Raw genomic sequence first — 16,747 nt, forward strand, 5'->3', positions numbered from 1 at the left:
GCTCCGGCCTCAACAAGCCCGCCGCCGTGATCGTCGAGACCGTGCAGGGCGAGGGCGGCATCAACGTCGCCCGGCCCGAGTGGCTGCGCGCCCTGGCCGGGCTGTGCGAGCGCCAGGACATGCTGCTGATCGTCGACGACATCCAGATGGGCTGCGGCCGTACCGGCGCCTTCTTCTCCTTCGAGGAGGCCGGCATCACGCCCGACATCGTCACCGTCTCCAAGTCGATCAGCGGCTACGGACTGCCGATGGCGCTGACCCTGTTCAAGCCCGAACTGGACGTCTGGGAGCCGGGCGAGCACAACGGCACCTTCCGCGGCAACAACCCCGCCTTCGTCACCGCCACCGCGGCCCTGGACACGTACTGGGCCGACGACCAGCTGGAAAAGCAGACCAGGGCACGGGGCGAGCAGATCGAGCAGGCACTGCTGGCTCTCTGCGACGAGAACGCCGCCGACGGAGCGCGTTACCGGGGCCGCGGCCTGGTCTGGGGCGTGGAATTCACCCGCACGGAACGTGCGGCGGAAGTCTGCCGACGCGCCTTCGAGCTCGGACTGCTGCTGGAAACCTCCGGTCCGCAGGACGAAGTCGTCAAGCTTCTGCCGCCCCTCACCATCACCGTCGGTGAAGCAGACGAAGGACTGCGCATGCTCGCCCGGGCTGTCCGCGAGACCACCTGACCCACACACCACTCGGCTCTGATGGAGTCCCATGCCTGAGCAAACGTCTCTACGTGACACCGTACTCAGCCGCGCCGCACGCATCCTCGAAGTGGCGCCAGGCGAACTGCGCACCCAGCCCGCCCTGGACGCCCACCCCACCTTCAGCTCCTTCCGTATGGTCGACCTCGTCGAGGAGCTCGAACAGGACCTGGACGTCACATTCGACGCAGCCGACCTCACCATCGACAATCTGCGTCACCTCGACCGTCTGACGGACCTCGCCGCACGCGCCGTCGAAGCCCGCACCACACAGGCGGTCTGACATGGAGACGACACTGCTGCACCATCTGCTGGACCAGCCGCGGACGGCTGCCGCCCCACAGGCACTGACAGCCGGCAACAGCACACTCGGCTACGAGCAACTCATCGCGGCCAGCCACCGCATGGCCCACGTCCTGCAAGATCACGGCCTGCGGCGCGGGGACCGCATCGTTGTGACCGGCGCATGCGACGTGCACCTGCCGTCTCTCCTGTTCGCCGCCTCCCGGCTGGGAGCCGTCTTCTCGGTGATCCATGAGGAGGTACGCGGCGATGTTCTCGCGCACATCCTGAACGACAGCGACCCGCGACTGTTCGTCACCGACGACACCCGCAGTCGTGACCTGGCCACAGGCAAGGCCATCTCCACAGCGAGCCTGAGTCAACTGACGCGCGAGGCGACAGCCGCCCCTGGAACACCCGTCGCCGTGACGCCGTCCCTGCCCGTGGACCCGGTCTGCCTGATCTACACCTCGGGCACCACGGCCATGCCCAAAGCCGTCGTCTCCACGCATGAACAGGTCTCCTTCGTCACCCGCGCCATCGCCCGGCGCCTTCGCTACGCCTCCAGCGATGTCATCTACAGTCCGCTGCCGCTGTCCTTCGACTACGGCCTTTACCAGGTGTTCCTCGCCGCGGAAGCCGGCGCTCACCTGTATCTGGCGACGGCTGCGGAGACCGGCCCGGGATTCTCGAAGAACCTGAAGACGGCAGGCGCCACGGTGCTGCCTGCCGTGCCGCCCATGGCCGCAGGACTGCTGCGCCTCCTGCGGCGCCGGCCTCAGGAGCGGCCCGAACTCCGTCTGATGACCAACACCGGGGCAGCGATGCCCACGGAAGTGCTGGCCGGTCTCCGGGAGCTGCTGCCGGACCTGCGAGTTCAGTTGATGTACGGCCTGACGGAGTGCAAACGAGTCTCCATCCTCGAACCCGACGAGGACCTGCTGCGGCCCGGCACCGTCGGCCGGCCGCTGGACGGCACGGAGGTCTTCACCGTCGACGAGGACGGTGAGCGCCTGCCGGCCGGATGCCAGGGTGAGATCACGGTTCGCGGGCCCCACGTGATGGCCGGTTATTGGAAGCGCCCCGATCCCACGAGCGAGCGCTTCGTCCGCCGCGACGGGCTGTTCCCCGAACTGCGCACCGGTGACTACGGCTTCGTCGACAAGGACGGCTACCTCTACTTCGACGGACGCCGTGACGACGTCTACAAGCAACAGGGTTTTCGGGTGAGCGCCATCGAGGTCGAGGAGGCGGCCCGCCGGCTTCCCGGTGTCGACACGGCGGCGGTTCTCGTCCCTACGGCCGAGCGGCCCGATGCCCTCTTGGTCACCAGCGGAACGGCCGAACCGCACGAAGTCCTCCACATGCTGCGCGAGCACATCGAGGGATACAAAGTGCCCGGTTCCTGCCGCCGGATGGCGGCCCTGCCGACGAACGCGAACGGAAAGATCGACAAGAAGCGTCTCACCGAGCTGACAAGGGAGGCCGCGAGTGTCTGACCTCCCCGACGCAGCCGGCTACCAAGGACCCACCCCTGCCTACGTGTACGACGTGGCGGCGGTACGAGACGCGTGTGACCAGTTGCGGGCTCAGCTACCCGCCCCCAGCGTCCTCTACTACTCCCTCAAGGCCAACCCCCACCCGGCCGTGGTGTCCGCACTGCACGCACGCGGCTGCCGCGCGGAGATCAGCTCCGCAGGAGAGCTCGAGGACGCACTGGCCGCCGGCGTCCCACCGAAGGACATCCTGTTCTCCGGGCCCGGCAAGCGCGACTGCGACCTGGACGCGGCTCTCACCAAAGGGGTCCGGAACTTCTCCCTGGACTCGGCGCACGCCGCCCGCCAGCTGAACGCAGCCGCCCGGCGCAACGGAACCACCGCACGTTTCCTCCTCCGGGTGAACACCGAGGTCGCCGCTCCCGGAGCCGGACTGGCGATGACGGGACTGCCCTCGCCCTTCGGCGCCGACATCGCAGCCATCGAAGCGGACCCGGCCGCCTTCACCCAACAGTCCCACGCCCGCATGGAGGGACTGCATCTCTATCTCGCCACCAACCTCAGCGACGAAGACTCCTTGATGGAGCAGTTCACCGTCGCGATCGACACCGCGGAGCGTGTCCAAGACCTACTGGGCGCACCGCTACGGACGCTGGATCTGGGAGGCGGCTTCGGAGCCCCCTACGCGCATGAGGGCCGACTGCCCCTCTTCCCGACCCTGGCCGACCGGCTCGCTCGAAAACTCGACAGCGCCTTTCCCGGCTGGCGCCACGGGCAACCTGTCATCGCTTTCGAATCAGGACGCTACCTTGCCGCCACATGCGGCCGGCTGTACACCCGCGTCCTCGACGTCAAGCAGGCGCACGGTCAGCGTGTACTCGTCCTGGACACCGGTATCCACCACCTCGGCGGCATGTCGGGCCTGCGTCGCGTTCCGGCCATCCGGCCGCAACTGCACCACCATGGGGCCACGGGGCATGCGCCGCAGACGCCGGCCATGGTGTGCGGCCCCCTCTGTACTCCCTTGGACACCTGGGCCCGGTCCGCTCCGATGGACCAGATGACACCCGGCGACATCCTCAGCGTCCCCAACGTCGGCGCCTACGGTCTGCACGCGAGCCTCGTCCTGTTCCTGGGACATCCGCTCCCCGCCGAAGTCGTCATGGACGGCACGGCCCACGTGGACAGTAGCCGGCTGCGCGTACACCGCACCGCCACCCACTCACCCGTCTGAACCGTCACGAAAGGACTCCACCCATGGACAACTCCTTCACCGACCTCCTCCGCCGCCACCTGCGGTTCCTGCCCTCCGACCAGCCCCTTGAGGCGGACGCCTCCCTACGTGACCTCGGCCTGACCTCCATGCAGGCCATCGAAGTGCTGTTCGACATCGAGGACCTCTACGGCGTCAGCCTGGAGGACGATCAGCTCAACGACACGACCTTCTCCACGGCCGGGCACCTTTGGCAGGCCGTGGACGACGCCCGCACCCGCACGGCAGCGTCGACGCGATGACCACCATCGACCGGCCCGGCCACCTGGCCCAGGACGCCGCAGTGAAGCCGCCCGAGGCCATCTGCCTGGAAGCGGTCCTGGCCCGCGTCCGTGATCACGCTGCCCGGACAGACCACGAAGCGATCTTTCCAACCGCCGCCCTGGACGAACTCCGCCGGAGCCGTCTGCTGGGCCTCCTCATCCCCACCGCCTACGGCGGACTGGGCGGGACCCTGACGGACATGCTCGAGGCCGCCTCCCGCCTCTCGCGTGAGTGCATGTCCGTGGGCATGATCTTCGCCATGCACTGCCAGCAGGTCGCCGCCGTCCTGCACCACGGCTCCGAGCGCCTGCGCGACGAGTTGCTTCCCGCCATCGCCTGCGGCGACCTCTACCTGGCGTCCGTTACCACGGAAGCCGGCACCGGCGGGCACCTCCTCACCTCCGACACCCCCCTCACCGGCGACCTCGATCACCTCAGGATCGACCGGACGGCGCCAGTGGTCACAGGAGGGATGTACGCCGACGGCTTCCTGATCACCACCCAGGCCCCCGACGCGGCCTCACCCCACCAAGTGTCCCTCATCTACGCACACCGCTCACAGATCGATGTAGAGCCCACGGGCCGCTGGAACCCGCTCGGCATGCGCGGCACCGACAGCCGGCCAGTGCGTCTGCGGGGAGCCGTACCCGCTCACCAGGTCGTCGGGGACCACGGCGGCTTCCGTGACATCACGGTGCGCACCTTCGCTCCCCTCGCTCACCTGGGCTGGTCCTCCTGCTGGCTCGGCACGGCGTCCGGCGCCCTGGCCCGCACGGTGTCCTGGCTCCGCAGCCCCGCTGAACGGCGCCGACGGGACATGCGAAGTGAACTGTTGCTCAGCCGCCTTGCCACCGTCCGGCAGCGGCTGGAGACGACTCACGCCCTGATCCAGCACGCCGCGTGTGTCTACCAGGAGGCCGACCGTGACCCGGCGGCACCTGCCGTGCAAACGCTGCTGAACACTGTCAAGGTGACGGCCTCGGAACAGTGTTTCACGGCCGTGGATGAACTCGTCGAACTCGCTGGGCTGCGCCACGGGTACATGCGCGACGCGCCCCTGGGCCTGGAACGAGCCTGGCGTGACCTGCGCTCGGCCTCACTGAACTACGGCAACGACCGGCTCCGGCTGGCCAACGGCACCCTGACCCTCATGGACCAGGAAGTCACGTATGCCTGAGACGCCCTCTGCCACCGCGGCCCTTCAGGAGGCCCTGCTCCCCTTCGGCGCGGACGCCTGCCCACACGCACGGGACGTCTGGAAGACGCTCGCCGCCTCCGGCCTCGTCAGCGCCCTCTACAACGACCCCAGTCCGGACGCCCGTTGGGGACTCGACCCCGAGCGCCTGCGGACCACGCTGACCGCCCTGGACGCGGTGCTTCCCCTGGGCGTCACGCTTAGCTTCTGCGTCCAAGCCGCCACCGCTTTGCCCCTCCTGCTTGACGCACCGCCCGACAGCCTGGCCGGGCGCACAGCGGCAGAGGCAACGGCTGGCCAGCTCACTCTGGCCCTGGCCGCCACAGACAGCGACGCCGCCGGCTCGGACCTGACCGCCATGGGCACACGCCTCGAGCAGGAGGGCGACACACTCGTCCTCACCGGGGGCAAACGCTGGATCGTCAACGCGCTCACCGCCGACCAGGCCCTCGTTCTGGCACGCCGCCGGCCCGGCAAGCACTTCACCCACTTCTCCCTCCTGCTCGTTCCGCTCACCGCCTCCGGCGTACGGGTGGAACCGGCCGACACCCTGTGGTTCGACGGCGCCGGCATCGGCTCCCTCCACTTCGACGGAGTACGGCTGCCCACCGACCACCTCATCGGCTCCCCGTCACGAGGGCTCGCGGCCTTCGCCCGCCGCATCAACACCGAGCGCCTGGCAAGCGGCCTGTGGGCCAATGCCCTCGCCGCACGCGTCCTCTCCCAAACACGTCAGATGCTCACCCGGCGCCGTATCGCCGGAGCCCCGCAGTGGGACAACGCCGCGGTACGCCAGGAGTTCGCCACAGTCCTGCTCGACCAGCAACGTCTCGACGCCCTCTGCGAAAAGACGTACTCACCCGCACCGGACGCCCCTCCACCCGCCGCGGCCGCCGCGCTGCTCAAAGCGGCCGGAGCCGAAACCCTCGACCGGGTCCTGACCGTCTGTGCGCGCCTTCAGGGCGCTCAGGCCTTCGCACGCGACGGCCTGCACCACCTGCGGACCGAGGCGGCGATGTTCGGCATCGCCGGCGGCACCAGCCACACGCTCCGGGACCTGATCGCCGACCACGCCGAAACCCTGCTGGACACACGAAACACCGCATCATGATCACGCCGGTCAGCCCACGCCCAGGACTGCACTTCGCGGTCGCCTCAATGGAGGAGGCCCTCGACGTTCTGCAGCCTTCCGACATCAGCCCGGCGGCGCGCACCATGCCGGCGTGGCGGGCCAGGGAACACCTGGCGGGCCGTGCCCTCGCACGCTTCCTCCTCAACGACCTCGGGGTCGACCTGCTCGCCCCCCTGAGCACTCGGGCTACAGGGCAACCCCATGTGCCCGCACATCCGTGCCTGTCGGTCAGCATCTCCCACAGCGGGGACACGGTCGCTGCCGCTGTCGCCGATCACCCGGTCGGCATCGACGTACAGGTCCCCGTACCACCGAGCCGGGCACTCCTACGCCGGTGCTGCTCCCCTTCGGCCGCCACCGCACTGCGGCGTCTTCCCCGCGCTGAGCAAGCCCGGCAGTTCGCGTACATCTGGACGGCTCAGGAGGCGTGCAGCAAGGCCGCCGGCACCGGCATCGCCGGCGCACCGTGGCGGATCAGAGTCGAGGCCGGCGCACGGGAAGGACGCTGGCGAGATCTCACCTGGCGGCACCTCACCGGCACAGCCAGCCCGTATCCGATCTGTCTTGCTCATCCCAGCCGACCCGCATACAGGAAGGAGGAGACGTGGTCGACGGACATGACGACACGAGCTGTGGCGCGATGGCAGCCGGTGCAGGCTTGAGCTGCTACACCAGCGCTCTCCTGGCCTACCTGGCCGAAGAGGACCCCACCGCGCCCGCCCGTCTCGCGTACTCCGCACGTCTCGCGCTCCAGCCCGCCGCCCGACCTGAGCCACCCGCGTTCCGCCACCATGCCACCGCCCTCGACCAACTGCCGGATGGCACAGCGCTCCGACCGAAAGGCGCGGAACAGCTTGACACGGCACTGGAGGCACTCGCTGACGAGGTCGAGGCGCGTGGCCGGGTCCTGTTCACAGCCGACGCGGCCCGGCTTCCCTGGGCACCTCCGGGTCAGGAGCCAGCCCCTCACTTCCTGGTGGCGACCGGCCACCGGAACGGCGAACTCTGGCAGCTGCATGATCACTTCAGCGGCCTCTTCCCCAACGGACAGGAACAAGTCCCCTTCAGCGGTTGGGTGTCGTCCCCGGACATGGCGGCGCTGTTCACCACGGACGACGCCTTCAGTCCCGTGCAGCGCAGGCGCAGCCGTGAGGTGTTCGGGCATGTTGTGCCCGCCTCACCGGTCGGAACCCGTCAGTGGTTCACCCGGGTGCCGGCAGGGGACACCGACGACACGGCGGAAGACGGCGTGTGGATCACCGACCCGGACGACGTGAGCGGCTACCTGGTCGAGCACCTGGACGCCGTCTGTGCGCACGCGGACGAGCCTGCGGTTCTGGAAGACCTCTGGGCCGCCTCCCGTCATCACCAGTACAAATACCATCTTCTTCTCGCCTCCCCCTGCCCGGAGTGGCTCCCGCAGCGTGAACAAGCCCTGCGCCGTGCTCTTTCCTGCTGGTCCGGCCTGCCCAAGGCGCTGCGTTTCGCGGTGAACTCCGCCCGTCGCGGCCGGCCACGAACCTCCCTCATCGACACGGCCCTGCAGGGCCTGGCAGCGGCCGAAACCGAGGCTCGGAGCTTGCTCGGGCAGGAGGACAAGGAGCAACTGTGGCCACTCACCACCCCCTCCACGACCACTTCCGACGAGCAGCGCTCCACCACCCGGAACACGAGGCACTGCGCACCGGTCCGTACCGCCTGACCTACGCCCAACTGCAGGCTGCCGCGGAGTACATCGCTCAGACTCTTCGGGCCGAAGGGATGTCCCCCGGGGCGAGGATCGGGCTGCTGGCTGACCGGACCGTCACCAGCTACTCGGGCTACCTGGCCATCCAGATGGTCGGCGCCACCGTCATCCCCCTCAACCCGTCCTTCCCCGCCGCCCGCAACACCGCCATCGCCTCCGCTGCCGGCCTCAGCGCCGTGGTGGCGGACGGCACAGCAGGCGGCGAACAACGCCTGCCGGCCCCCGTCATCCACTTCAACAGCGAGTCCTTGTCCTCCACCACGCCCGGCGGGCCGTTCACGCCCGCGCCGGTTCGTCCTGACGACCTCGCGTACATCCTGTTCACCTCGGGCTCCACCGGCACGCCAAAGGGCGTCCCCATAAAGCACCGCAACGTCGCCTCCTACGTCCAGTACACGCGTGAACGCTACGGAATCGGGCCCGGAAGCCGGATCTCCCAGACCTTCGACCTGACCTTCGACCCGTCGGTGTTCGACATGTCCAGCGCCTGGACCACCGGGGCGACACTCGTCGTGCCCAGCCGCGAGGACGTGCTGGACCCTGTCCGCTTCGTCAACGATCAGGCGCTGAGCCACTGGTTCTCCGTACCGTCCCTGATCTCTCTCGCCTCGCGCCTGCGCAAGCTGACCCCGTCGGCCATGCCGACCCTGCGACACAGTTTGTTCGCGGGGGAAGCCCTGACCCTCACCCAGGCACGGGCCTGGCAGACCGCGGCGCCGCACAGCGAAATCACCAACCTGTACGGCCCCACCGAAATGACCGTCACCTGCACCGAGTACCGCCTGCCGGCCGACCCGGCCGAGTGGCCGATCACGCCCAACGGCACAGTGCCCATCGGCACCCCGCACCCCGGTCACGACATCGACATACTGGACCAGGACCTACGGCGTGCGGACGAAGGGGAACTTGTCATCCGCGGCCCTCAGCGTTTCCCCGGCTATCTCGACCCTACGGCCGACACAGGGCGCTTCGCCGACCCGAGCAGTGCTCGCCCCTTCCACTCCCAGCGGCATCAGGCGCCCGACAACAACTGGTACTACCGCACAGGGGACCGTGTTCGGTGGCACGACGGGGTGCTTCTCCATCTGGGCCGCCTCGATGAGCAAGTGAAGATCCACGGCTACCGGATCGAACTCGGGGAGATCGAGGCAGCGCTTCGCGAGCAGCCCGGGATCCACGACGCGATCGTGGTGAGCGTGAAAAGGTCTGCCGTGCGGACGGAGTTGCGTGCCGCCTATGTCGGAGAAGCCGACTCCTCGACCGCGACCGAGCGGCTACGGCAGCGACTGCCCGCCTACATGATGCCGTCGACCATGACACGGCTCGACGCCCTCCCGCTCAACGCCAACGGCAAGGTGGACCGCCGTGCGATCGCCGCAGCCCTGAACTCCGCTGCCTGAACGAGGGACAACGTGTGACTACTTCACTGCGCGAGCACGAACCGCTTCACATCGCGGCAGACTTCCGCTGCGCCATGGCCCATCTGCCCACCTCCGTCACCGTCATCACCACTACCACCGACACCGGCCCGGTCGGATGCACCGCCAGCGCCGTGCTCTCCCTGTCGATGGACCCTCCCAGCATGCTGGTCTCCCTGGCCGCCGACAGCCACACGGCCCAGCACATCGAGCGCCGGGGCGCCTTCGCCGTCAACGCACTCAGCTGGCAGCAGCGTGCCCTGACACAACAGTTCGCCGGCGGCGACCCTCACCACCGTTTCGACGGGGTGGCGCACACACTGCTCCACGGACAGCCCGTCCTGACCGACACCGCGGTAGGCGTGGTCTGCACGGTCGAAGCAGTCCAGCACGCTCTCGACCACCTCCTGCTGGTCGGCCGCGTCATCTGGAGCGATCACCACACCGAGCACACCCCGCTCGTTTATCACCAGCACCGCACGCACCCCGGCCCCTCGGCATCATGACCATCTCACGCCACTCATCCGGCGGCCAACGCGTTGATGTCACTGCGCGACGCGGCGGCTCGGCGCAACGCCGCGAGCCCGCGTGCCACTGCCGGCTGCCCGTGGCTGCCCTTGCGGATGCACGTCACCAGGCGCCTAACCGGTATGGGGGAGCCACGCAAGGGAACGCGTACGACCGGAACTCCCAACGGGACGGGAGCCAATCGGGGCAGCAGACTCACGCCGAAGCCATGCGCGACCAGCGACAGGATGGCGTTCCATTCCTGTGCCCGGTGCACGATGTGGGGCGAGAAGCCGGCCGCCTGGCACGCGGCCAGGATCAGCTGGTGCTGGTCGATGCTGCCCGGAGCGGCGATGAAGGCTTCAGTCGCCGCCTCCGCCAGCTCGATCGGGCCCCGGTCGGCCAGACGGTGCCCTTCGGGGACGATGAGGTCTTGTGGGTCATCGGCGAGCGGCTGCTGGTCGAAACGCTGGTCCATCGGTGTCGGACTGCCGGGCAGTGGTACGACCACCGCGATGTCGATGCGGTCGCCCAGCAGCAAGTCGAAGCATTCCGAGGACTCCGCCTCGCTCATCTCGACCCTGATCGCCGGATCCTCCTGCTGAATGGACAGCGCTGCCGGCACCAGCAACGCCGTCAACGCCGTCGGGAAGGCACTCATCCGGACCAGGCCGCCCGTGCCCCGCCCGTAGCCGGCGAGTTCGGCGGTGGCTTCCTCCCACTGGGCGTAGAGGACATCGGCGTGCCGCAGCAGCGCATGAGCGGCTTGCGTCAACCGCACCCGCCGCCCGTCGCGCTCCAGCAGAACGACCTGGAGATCTTTGGAGAGCGCCTGGATCTGCTGTGAGACAGCCGAAGGTGTCAGATGTAGTGCCGACGCCGCGTCCGTGACCGTCCCGTGCTGATGAACAGCCCGCAGAACCTGTAGCCGCCGCAAGTCGATCATGACTCCACTAGTACACGACCCTGGGCCAGGTCTCCAGACCGCTTCGCCCGCACATGGAGGACAACGTGACAACGACCACTCCGCGACGGACCGACCTCTACCCGACCCGCACCGTCGCCGAACCTCGGCCTCAGCGCCGTCAGGACCCGACCGTCTGGTCCACCGCCGAAGGCCCTCTCGACCGGGATCGGCTCGAACAGTACGACCGCGACGGCTACCTCGTCCTGGACAGCCTCCTCTCACCTGAGGAGGTGGAGCACTACCGTGCCGAACTGCGGCGCCTCAGCCAGGACACGAGCCTTCACGGAACCGACCGTGTAGTACGTGAACCGGACTCCAACGAGATCCGCTCGGTCTTCGAGGCGCAGAAGATCAGCCCTGTCTTCGCCGACCTCATCCACTCGCCACGGCTGGCCGACATCGCCAGGCAGGTACTCGGCTCGGATGTGTACGTGCACCAGAGCCGTGTCAACTACAAGCCCGCCTTCGGAGGAGCTGAGTTCGACTGGCACTCGGACTTCGAAACGTGGCACTCCGAGGACGGTATGCCCCGCCCCAGGGCCTTCAGCATCTCCATCGGCCTCACGGACAACTACGACTTCAATGGGCCTCTCATGGTCATGCCCGGGTCCCACAAGACGTTCATCCCGTCCGTCGGCGAAACCCCGCCCGACTACCACAAGGAATCCCTGCGGGTCCACCGTCTCACCGTGGGCTCGGTCGACCACGACAGTCTGACCCGCATGGCGAACGAGCACGGCATCCACCAGGTGACCGGCCCGGCGGGCTCCGCCGTCATGTTCGACTGCAACATCCTGCACGGCTCCAACGGCAACATCACCCCCTACCCGCGCTCCAATATCTTCATCGTCTACAACAGCACCGAAAACACCCTGGAAGAGCCCTACGCGGCCCCGCAGCCCCGGCCGCAGTACCTCGGCAACCGCGACTTCACTCCGATTCCTCGGTGAGCAGGTGACGGGCGTGCCCCCTCCCGGGGGCACGCCCGCGGCGTCCGCGACGCGGTACTTGCCGGGGCCGGTGACGTCGGGTTAGGCACGGTAGCAGCGCCGTCCGCGTCGTTGGGACGCCGAGAAAGACAGCTCACCGGCGTTTCACCGAGTGGTCGAAGACCACCAGGACGTGGGTGAAGCTCAACCGTCTGGTCCTCGGCGAACCCAGTTCCTGTGGTGAGCCCCGCTGCCTTATCGCTTCGATTTCTTCTGGGGCGTGCATACAGCGCCGATCGACGCAGCGACCACGCACGCGATGGCCACCCACTGCACTGCGGCGAGGATCTCACCCAGCACCACCGTTGCGGCCAGGCCCGCAACAGCCGGCTCCAGACTCTCCAGTACAGCTACGGTCCGCGGCGGCAGGCGCCGCAGGGCAGCCATGTCCAGGGTGTACGGAATCGCTGCCGACAGCAGCGCCACGCCCAGACCCGCCGCCAGCACCCACGGTTCGAGCAGTTCCGCGCCGCCCTCCCACACACCGGTCGGCAAGGAGAGAACAGCCGCCCACGCGACGGCATACGTCAGGTAGCTGCCATCGGATGTCCTCGTACCGGCCCTCTTGTTCAGCACCACATAGATCGCCATGGAGGCACCGGACACCAACGCGAAGATCGTCCCCGACACGGTGAGCTCGCTCCCACCACCGGGGTTCGTGAACAAGAAGACCCCGATCCACGCCAAGACGGCCCAGAAGAAGTCCATGAGGCGCCGCGAGCCGATCAGTGCCAGTGCCAGTGGTCCCAAGAACTGCAGCGTGACGGCTACCCCCACGTCAAGACGTTCTAGCGCCAAATAGATGACGTTCATACCGGCGATCGCGGTGCCCAGCGCCACGATCAGCCCCCGAGCCCGCCAGCTCTTGGGTAAAGCCGGCCGCCACACCAGACCGAGCACCACTGCGGTCAAAGCCAGCCTGAGGAAGACGACTCCCAAAGGACCAACGGCCCCGAACAGATGCTTTCCGCATGCCTGTCCGACTTGGATGCTCACGACGCTGCCCACCACGAGGAGCGGGGCCGGAACACGGGTGGTCATGGCCCGCTGAGGAAGTGCTGTGCTCACCGTGGGTTCGCGCTGCTCTTCTGGTGCCGTGTGTGTGCCCATACCAGCCGCGTCCCCGTGACGAGAGCTAAGGAATCTCTAAAGCTTCTAAACGGAAACGTTCAGTTTGATCTAAATCGTGCGGTGTCGCTGTGTCGGACTCCAGGACACGATCCGAACCCTGCGGGCTGTCTTCCCATGGTCGGGACACGGCGAGGGGAAGTACCTGTACTGCGGCTGGGCGTCCGACGAGGGACACTTCACCACGTTCACCGAGGCGGAGCCGGAGACGTACGGCATCACGTCGTACATGGTGGTGGGACCACCCCTCTCCGCCCTGCCAGGTGCCATCCGCCGGCTGGAGGAGACCGCCCTCGCCCGGGCGGCTCAGGATCTGTCCCGTCCCGCCGTGCAGTCCTTCCCCTCTCCCACGCCGCGAAGGCCCACCTGGCGCCGGAGACCCGGGCCACCATGGGCAAGGTGGTGCTGCGACCGGAGGCCGACAGCCGTCCGTGCCCCGTGCTCGTCGCATCAGGGCGCGAGCAGCGGCAGACCCGTCTGCTCGTGCTGCCACGGCCTTTCCTCAATGCGCGAGGTCGCGGTCGCCAGATGCCGGCGATAGGTGCTGTACGACATGCTCAACCGCCGCGCCGTCGCCTCCTGGGTCGGTGCCCCTCCAGAAACGCGAGGGTGGCGGCCTGGTGCGCCTTGTCGCCGCCACGCCTGGTGACAAGGCCGGCGATGGCGTTGGACAACACGTCCCGTAGGGGCATGCCGTGGTCGACGAAGAGTCGGCTGCGGCTGAGCGGGTTCGCTTCCAACGCCCGCGGTCGCCGCAGGTCGCGCGGGGCCGAGCGGACCGCGGCGGCGAACTCCGGCCGGGTCGTCATCGGCGGGGGCGGCGCGAGTGCCGGGAATCGGCCCTTGACGTAGGGGCCGGAGTTGCCGTCCGTTTCATGACCACTTGCGGTGCAGGGAGCACGAGCGGACGGTTCCTGTCTCATGTCCCTTGCGCCTCGGTGGCCTGTGTCTCCGCGCACCGTCGGGCGGAGCCGGCCGACAGTGCCGGGGGACGATCCCCTGCGTGGCTGAAGAGACAGGTGCAGATGCGGACGACGCTCGTGCACGGGATGAGCGGCTGGGCTGGGCGTTCGGGCTGACAGCGGATGATCCGGCTGCGAGGAGTGCGGCACGCGCTGGCCGTCGCCCTCGACCTGACCGCGTGCGCGGACCGACAGCGCACCCCGCGCTATGGCGACCTGACGCAACCTCGCGGTCGGCGCCCTGCGACTGAACGGCGCGGAGAACATCGCCTCCGGCCGTCGCCGCAATGCGCGTGACGCCCGCCGACCCCTCACACTTCTCCACTTCGCCTGAACGCGAAGTGGACGTGACTTGACCATGCCGAAGCCCTGAGTGCTGTCGCAGGACAACTTCAGGATTTGGTCTTGGTCAGGCGGGCTGTCTCGCGAGGTCATCGAGTGGAACGGCGCTTCGGCGTTCGTGAGTTGTTTTCCGACGGCTCCCTGGGTTGCTCAGGGGTCGACGGGGTCCGGAGCATCCGTTCTTGACGTTCCCTCAGGCCGAGACGAGGGGTAGCGCCTCCTCAGAGGGCGGTATGCGAGTTGTTAGGTGATTTGCCGTCACCTGAACGTGTGGGACTGCGGCATCTCAGCCGGTGGGCGTGCTCGGGCGTGCTGGGCTGAACACCGTGAGCGAGCGCAAGCCGTACAAGACCGACCTGTCCGACGAGCAGTGGGTGCTGGTTGAACCGGTGATCGCCGCCTGGAAGGCCGCACACCGCTCGGTCAGCGGCCATCAGGGCCGGTACGAGATGCGGGAGATCGTCAACGCGCTCCTCTACCAGGGCCGCACCGGATGCCAGTGGGACCTGCTTCCGCACGACCTGCCGCCACGTGGCGCGGTGATGTACTACTTCACCAAGTGGCGCGACGACGGCACCGACCGGACCATCCATGACCTGCTGCGCTGGCAGGTGCGGGAGAAAGCCCGACGGAAAGCGGACCCGAGCCTGGTGGTGCTCGACACCCAGAGCGTGCACGCGGCGGCCGGGGTGCCCGCACAGTCGACGGGGCGTGATGCGGCAAAAAAGTACCGGGCCGCAAGCGCGGCCTGGCCGTTGACGTGTTGGGCCTGGTGATCGCGGTCGTGGTGCTCGCCGTGTCCGTGCACGACAACGCCGCCGGCATCGCACTGCTGGACAAGGTCGCCGCCGACACCGACACCGTTCAGAAGGCCCTGGTCGACCAGGGCTTCAAGAACGCCGTCGTCGCGCACGGCCAGAAGGTGGGCATCGAGGTGGAGATCGTCGAGCGCAACCCTGCCCAGAGGGGGTTCGTGCCGATTCCCAAACGGTGGATCGTGGAGCGCGCCTACGGGATCTTGATGCTGCACCGCAGGCTGGTGCGCGACTACGAGCACCTGCCGCGCAGTTCGGAGTCACGGGTGTACTGGGCGATGACCGCGGTGATACTGCGCCGGCTGACCGGAACCACCGCCGCGGGTTGGCGCACCGCATGACCGGCGGAGAGCTGACCCTCGGGGCGGTGCTGGTGCGGCTGGAGGAGCGGGAGGGGGAGATCAGCGCGCAGGCCGATGCGACGAGAGAGCAGATCGCGCAGCTGACCGCACGGCTGGACGACCTCAGCCGGGCCGCCGAGGAGGTCCGGATCACCCGCAAGACACTGCTGGAGCTGCCCGATCCGCAGCCGCCTGCGCCGCCGGCCCCAGAACTACCGGACCATCCGGCCTACCAGCAGATCATGGCGGTGTTCGCCACGGCCGACGCGCCGCTGCGGGCGCGGCAGGTGTGCGAGGCGATGGACCTGGAGATCGCACCCAACAACATCAACAACACCCGCCTGAAGCTCAAACGGCTGGCCGAGCGCAGAATCCTGGTCGAGACCGAGCAGGGCTTGTTCACCCAGCCACGGCCGTAGCCGCCCGGCGACACCGCAGCCAGCGCCTCTACCCCTCCCGAAACAGCGAAACGGACATCAACTCACGTACCGCCCTCTCAGATCCCGTCGAGATCGTGCGTCGTACGGCCGAGGCAGACGACCGAGTCGTCCATCGGCGCGTCGATCTCCTCGAAGCCCATACGGTCGTAGAAGGCCCGGGCGGGCTTGTTGGCCGTCGCCATGACGAGGTGGACGGACGGCACTCCCCCGTCCCGCAGGGCCTCCAGGAAGGTCCGCATCAACCGCCGGCCGTACCCGCGCCCCTGCCAGTCGGGCAGCAGGTCGATGTGGAGGTGGGCCGGCCAGGGGGCCAGTTCCGGGACGATCATCCGTTCGGGGTGGTGCAGCAGCCAGGCGATGGCCTCGTCCGGGGTGGCCGGCGGCCCGGACGGCTCGGGGTGGCGGTCGCCGACCAGGGGCAGCCACGCGGCCCGGAAGGTCCTGGCGAAGCGGACGGTGTCGGCGGTACCGACGATGTAGCCGACCGCCCGGCCCCGGCCGTCGTCCAGCACGAACGCCAGCTCCGGCTCCAGATGGACGTACGGCGCGGCGAAGGTGTCGGGGAAGACGGTGGGGTCGGTGTAATGGGGGCGGCTGTCCTGGCCGTTGTGCGCGGTGCGGATGCAGATGTCGTCGAGGGCCTGCCGGTCCTCGCGACGGTACGGGCGGATCCTGGGGGACTCGGTCATGCCTGGCATCCTGCAACCTTGGGAGCGCTCCCACAACCCCTTTCCGGTCAGGTCGGGGC

At 68.4% G+C, this 16,747-nt stretch carries 17 protein-coding genes and 1 pseudogene; 14 read left to right on the plus strand and 4 right to left on the minus strand.

Annotation, left to right across the window (positions count from 1 at the left end; translation table 11 throughout):
- The 11 genes from IH50_RS0130460 to IH50_RS0130515 all read left to right on the plus strand — a co-directional run.
- Positions 1-680, plus strand: a 680-nt coding sequence (locus tag IH50_RS0130460; protein WP_030869436.1) for an aminotransferase class III-fold pyridoxal phosphate-dependent enzyme, incomplete at its 5' end; no start/stop codon positions are given.
- A gap of 31 nt (positions 681-711) precedes the next feature.
- The gene (locus IH50_RS0130465; protein WP_158801327.1) at positions 712-984 is read left to right on the plus strand and encodes a hypothetical protein; all 273 of its coding nucleotides are present in this window, start codon (positions 712-714) and stop codon (positions 982-984) included.
- A gap of 1 nt (position 985) precedes the next feature.
- Positions 986-2,482 carry a class I adenylate-forming enzyme family protein gene (locus IH50_RS0130470; RefSeq protein ID WP_030869442.1) on the plus strand — a complete coding sequence of 499 codons (1,497 nt, stop codon included), beginning with the start codon at positions 986-988 and terminating at the stop codon, positions 2,480-2,482.
- Entirely contained in the window at positions 2,475-3,713 is a 1,239-nt protein-coding gene (locus IH50_RS0130475; RefSeq protein WP_030869445.1) for an alanine racemase, read from the plus strand. Before IH50_RS0130470 ends, IH50_RS0130475 begins: the two co-directional genes overlap by 8 nt.
- 23 nt (positions 3,714-3,736) lie before the next feature.
- Positions 3,737-3,994, plus strand: a complete 258-nt coding sequence (locus IH50_RS0130480; RefSeq protein WP_030869448.1) for a phosphopantetheine-binding protein — start codon at positions 3,737-3,739, stop codon at positions 3,992-3,994.
- Positions 3,991-5,193 carry an acyl-CoA dehydrogenase family protein gene (locus tag IH50_RS0130485; protein WP_078914144.1) on the plus strand — a complete coding sequence of 401 codons (1,203 nt, stop codon included), beginning with the start codon at positions 3,991-3,993 and terminating at the stop codon, positions 5,191-5,193. Before IH50_RS0130480 ends, IH50_RS0130485 begins: the two co-directional genes overlap by 4 nt.
- Entirely contained in the window at positions 5,186-6,322 is a 1,137-nt protein-coding gene (locus tag IH50_RS0130490) for an acyl-CoA dehydrogenase family protein (RefSeq protein ID WP_030869454.1), read from the plus strand. The genes IH50_RS0130485 and IH50_RS0130490 overlap by 8 nt, the downstream gene beginning before the upstream one ends.
- Before the next feature lie 104 nt (positions 6,323-6,426).
- A complete protein-coding gene (locus tag IH50_RS43615) occupies positions 6,427-7,005 on the plus strand; it encodes a 4'-phosphopantetheinyl transferase family protein (protein WP_420709147.1) in 579 nt (192 codons plus the stop codon).
- Positions 6,948-8,045 carry a hypothetical protein gene (locus tag IH50_RS0130505; protein WP_158801329.1) on the plus strand — a complete coding sequence of 366 codons (1,098 nt, stop codon included), beginning with the start codon at positions 6,948-6,950 and terminating at the stop codon, positions 8,043-8,045. The genes IH50_RS43615 and IH50_RS0130505 overlap by 58 nt, the downstream gene beginning before the upstream one ends.
- Positions 7,952-9,490 carry an amino acid adenylation domain-containing protein gene (locus tag IH50_RS0130510; protein WP_030869466.1) on the plus strand — a complete coding sequence of 513 codons (1,539 nt, stop codon included), beginning with the start codon at positions 7,952-7,954 and terminating at the stop codon, positions 9,488-9,490. The genes IH50_RS0130505 and IH50_RS0130510 overlap by 94 nt, the downstream gene beginning before the upstream one ends.
- A 14-nt stretch (positions 9,491-9,504) precedes the next feature.
- Positions 9,505-10,014 carry a flavin reductase family protein gene (locus IH50_RS0130515; RefSeq protein WP_158801331.1) on the plus strand — a complete coding sequence of 170 codons (510 nt, stop codon included), beginning with the start codon at positions 9,505-9,507 and terminating at the stop codon, positions 10,012-10,014.
- Between the two features lie 14 nt (positions 10,015-10,028).
- Here IH50_RS0130515 and IH50_RS0130520 read toward each other — a convergent pair whose 3' ends face one another.
- The gene (locus IH50_RS0130520; RefSeq protein ID WP_030869470.1) at positions 10,029-10,961 is read right to left on the minus strand and encodes a LysR family transcriptional regulator; all 933 of its coding nucleotides are present in this window, start codon (positions 10,959-10,961) and stop codon (positions 10,029-10,031) included.
- Positions 10,962-11,026: 65 nt separating this feature from the next.
- Between IH50_RS0130520 and thpD the strand changes: the two genes are divergently transcribed.
- A complete protein-coding gene (thpD, locus tag IH50_RS0130525; protein ID WP_199822167.1) occupies positions 11,027-11,932 on the plus strand; it encodes an ectoine hydroxylase in 906 nt (301 codons plus the stop codon).
- Positions 11,933-12,166: 234 nt separating this feature from the next.
- Here thpD and IH50_RS43365 read toward each other — a convergent pair whose 3' ends face one another.
- Both IH50_RS43365 and IH50_RS0130540 read right to left on the minus strand, forming a co-directional pair.
- Positions 12,167-13,012, minus strand: a complete 846-nt coding sequence (locus IH50_RS43365; RefSeq protein WP_078914146.1) for an EamA family transporter — start codon at positions 13,010-13,012, stop codon at positions 12,167-12,169.
- Positions 13,013-13,656: 644 nt separating this feature from the next.
- Positions 13,657-14,022, minus strand: a complete 366-nt coding sequence (locus IH50_RS0130540) for a hypothetical protein (RefSeq protein ID WP_158801333.1) — start codon at positions 14,020-14,022, stop codon at positions 13,657-13,659.
- A gap of 707 nt (positions 14,023-14,729) precedes the next feature.
- Between IH50_RS0130540 and IH50_RS41220 the strand changes: the two are divergent.
- Both IH50_RS41220 and IH50_RS0130555 read left to right on the plus strand, forming a co-directional pair.
- Positions 14,730-15,559: pseudogene (locus tag IH50_RS41220) on the plus strand (IS5 family transposase).
- Positions 15,556-15,978, plus strand: coding sequence for a hypothetical protein (locus tag IH50_RS0130555; protein ID WP_030869481.1), 423 nt, complete (start codon positions 15,556-15,558; stop codon positions 15,976-15,978). The pseudogene IH50_RS41220 and the gene IH50_RS0130555 overlap by 4 nt, the downstream one beginning before the upstream one ends.
- Positions 15,979-16,055: 77 nt before the next feature.
- On the opposite strand, the gene IH50_RS0130560 is transcribed toward IH50_RS0130555, so the two are convergent.
- Positions 16,056-16,688, minus strand: coding sequence for a GNAT family N-acetyltransferase (locus IH50_RS0130560; protein WP_030869483.1), 633 nt, complete (start codon positions 16,686-16,688; stop codon positions 16,056-16,058).
- Positions 16,689-16,747 lie beyond the last annotated feature (59 nt).

It is taken from the genome of Streptomyces sp. NRRL S-37, from assembly GCF_000721605.1.
Classification (GTDB): Bacteria; Actinomycetota; Actinomycetes; order Streptomycetales; family Streptomycetaceae; genus Streptomyces.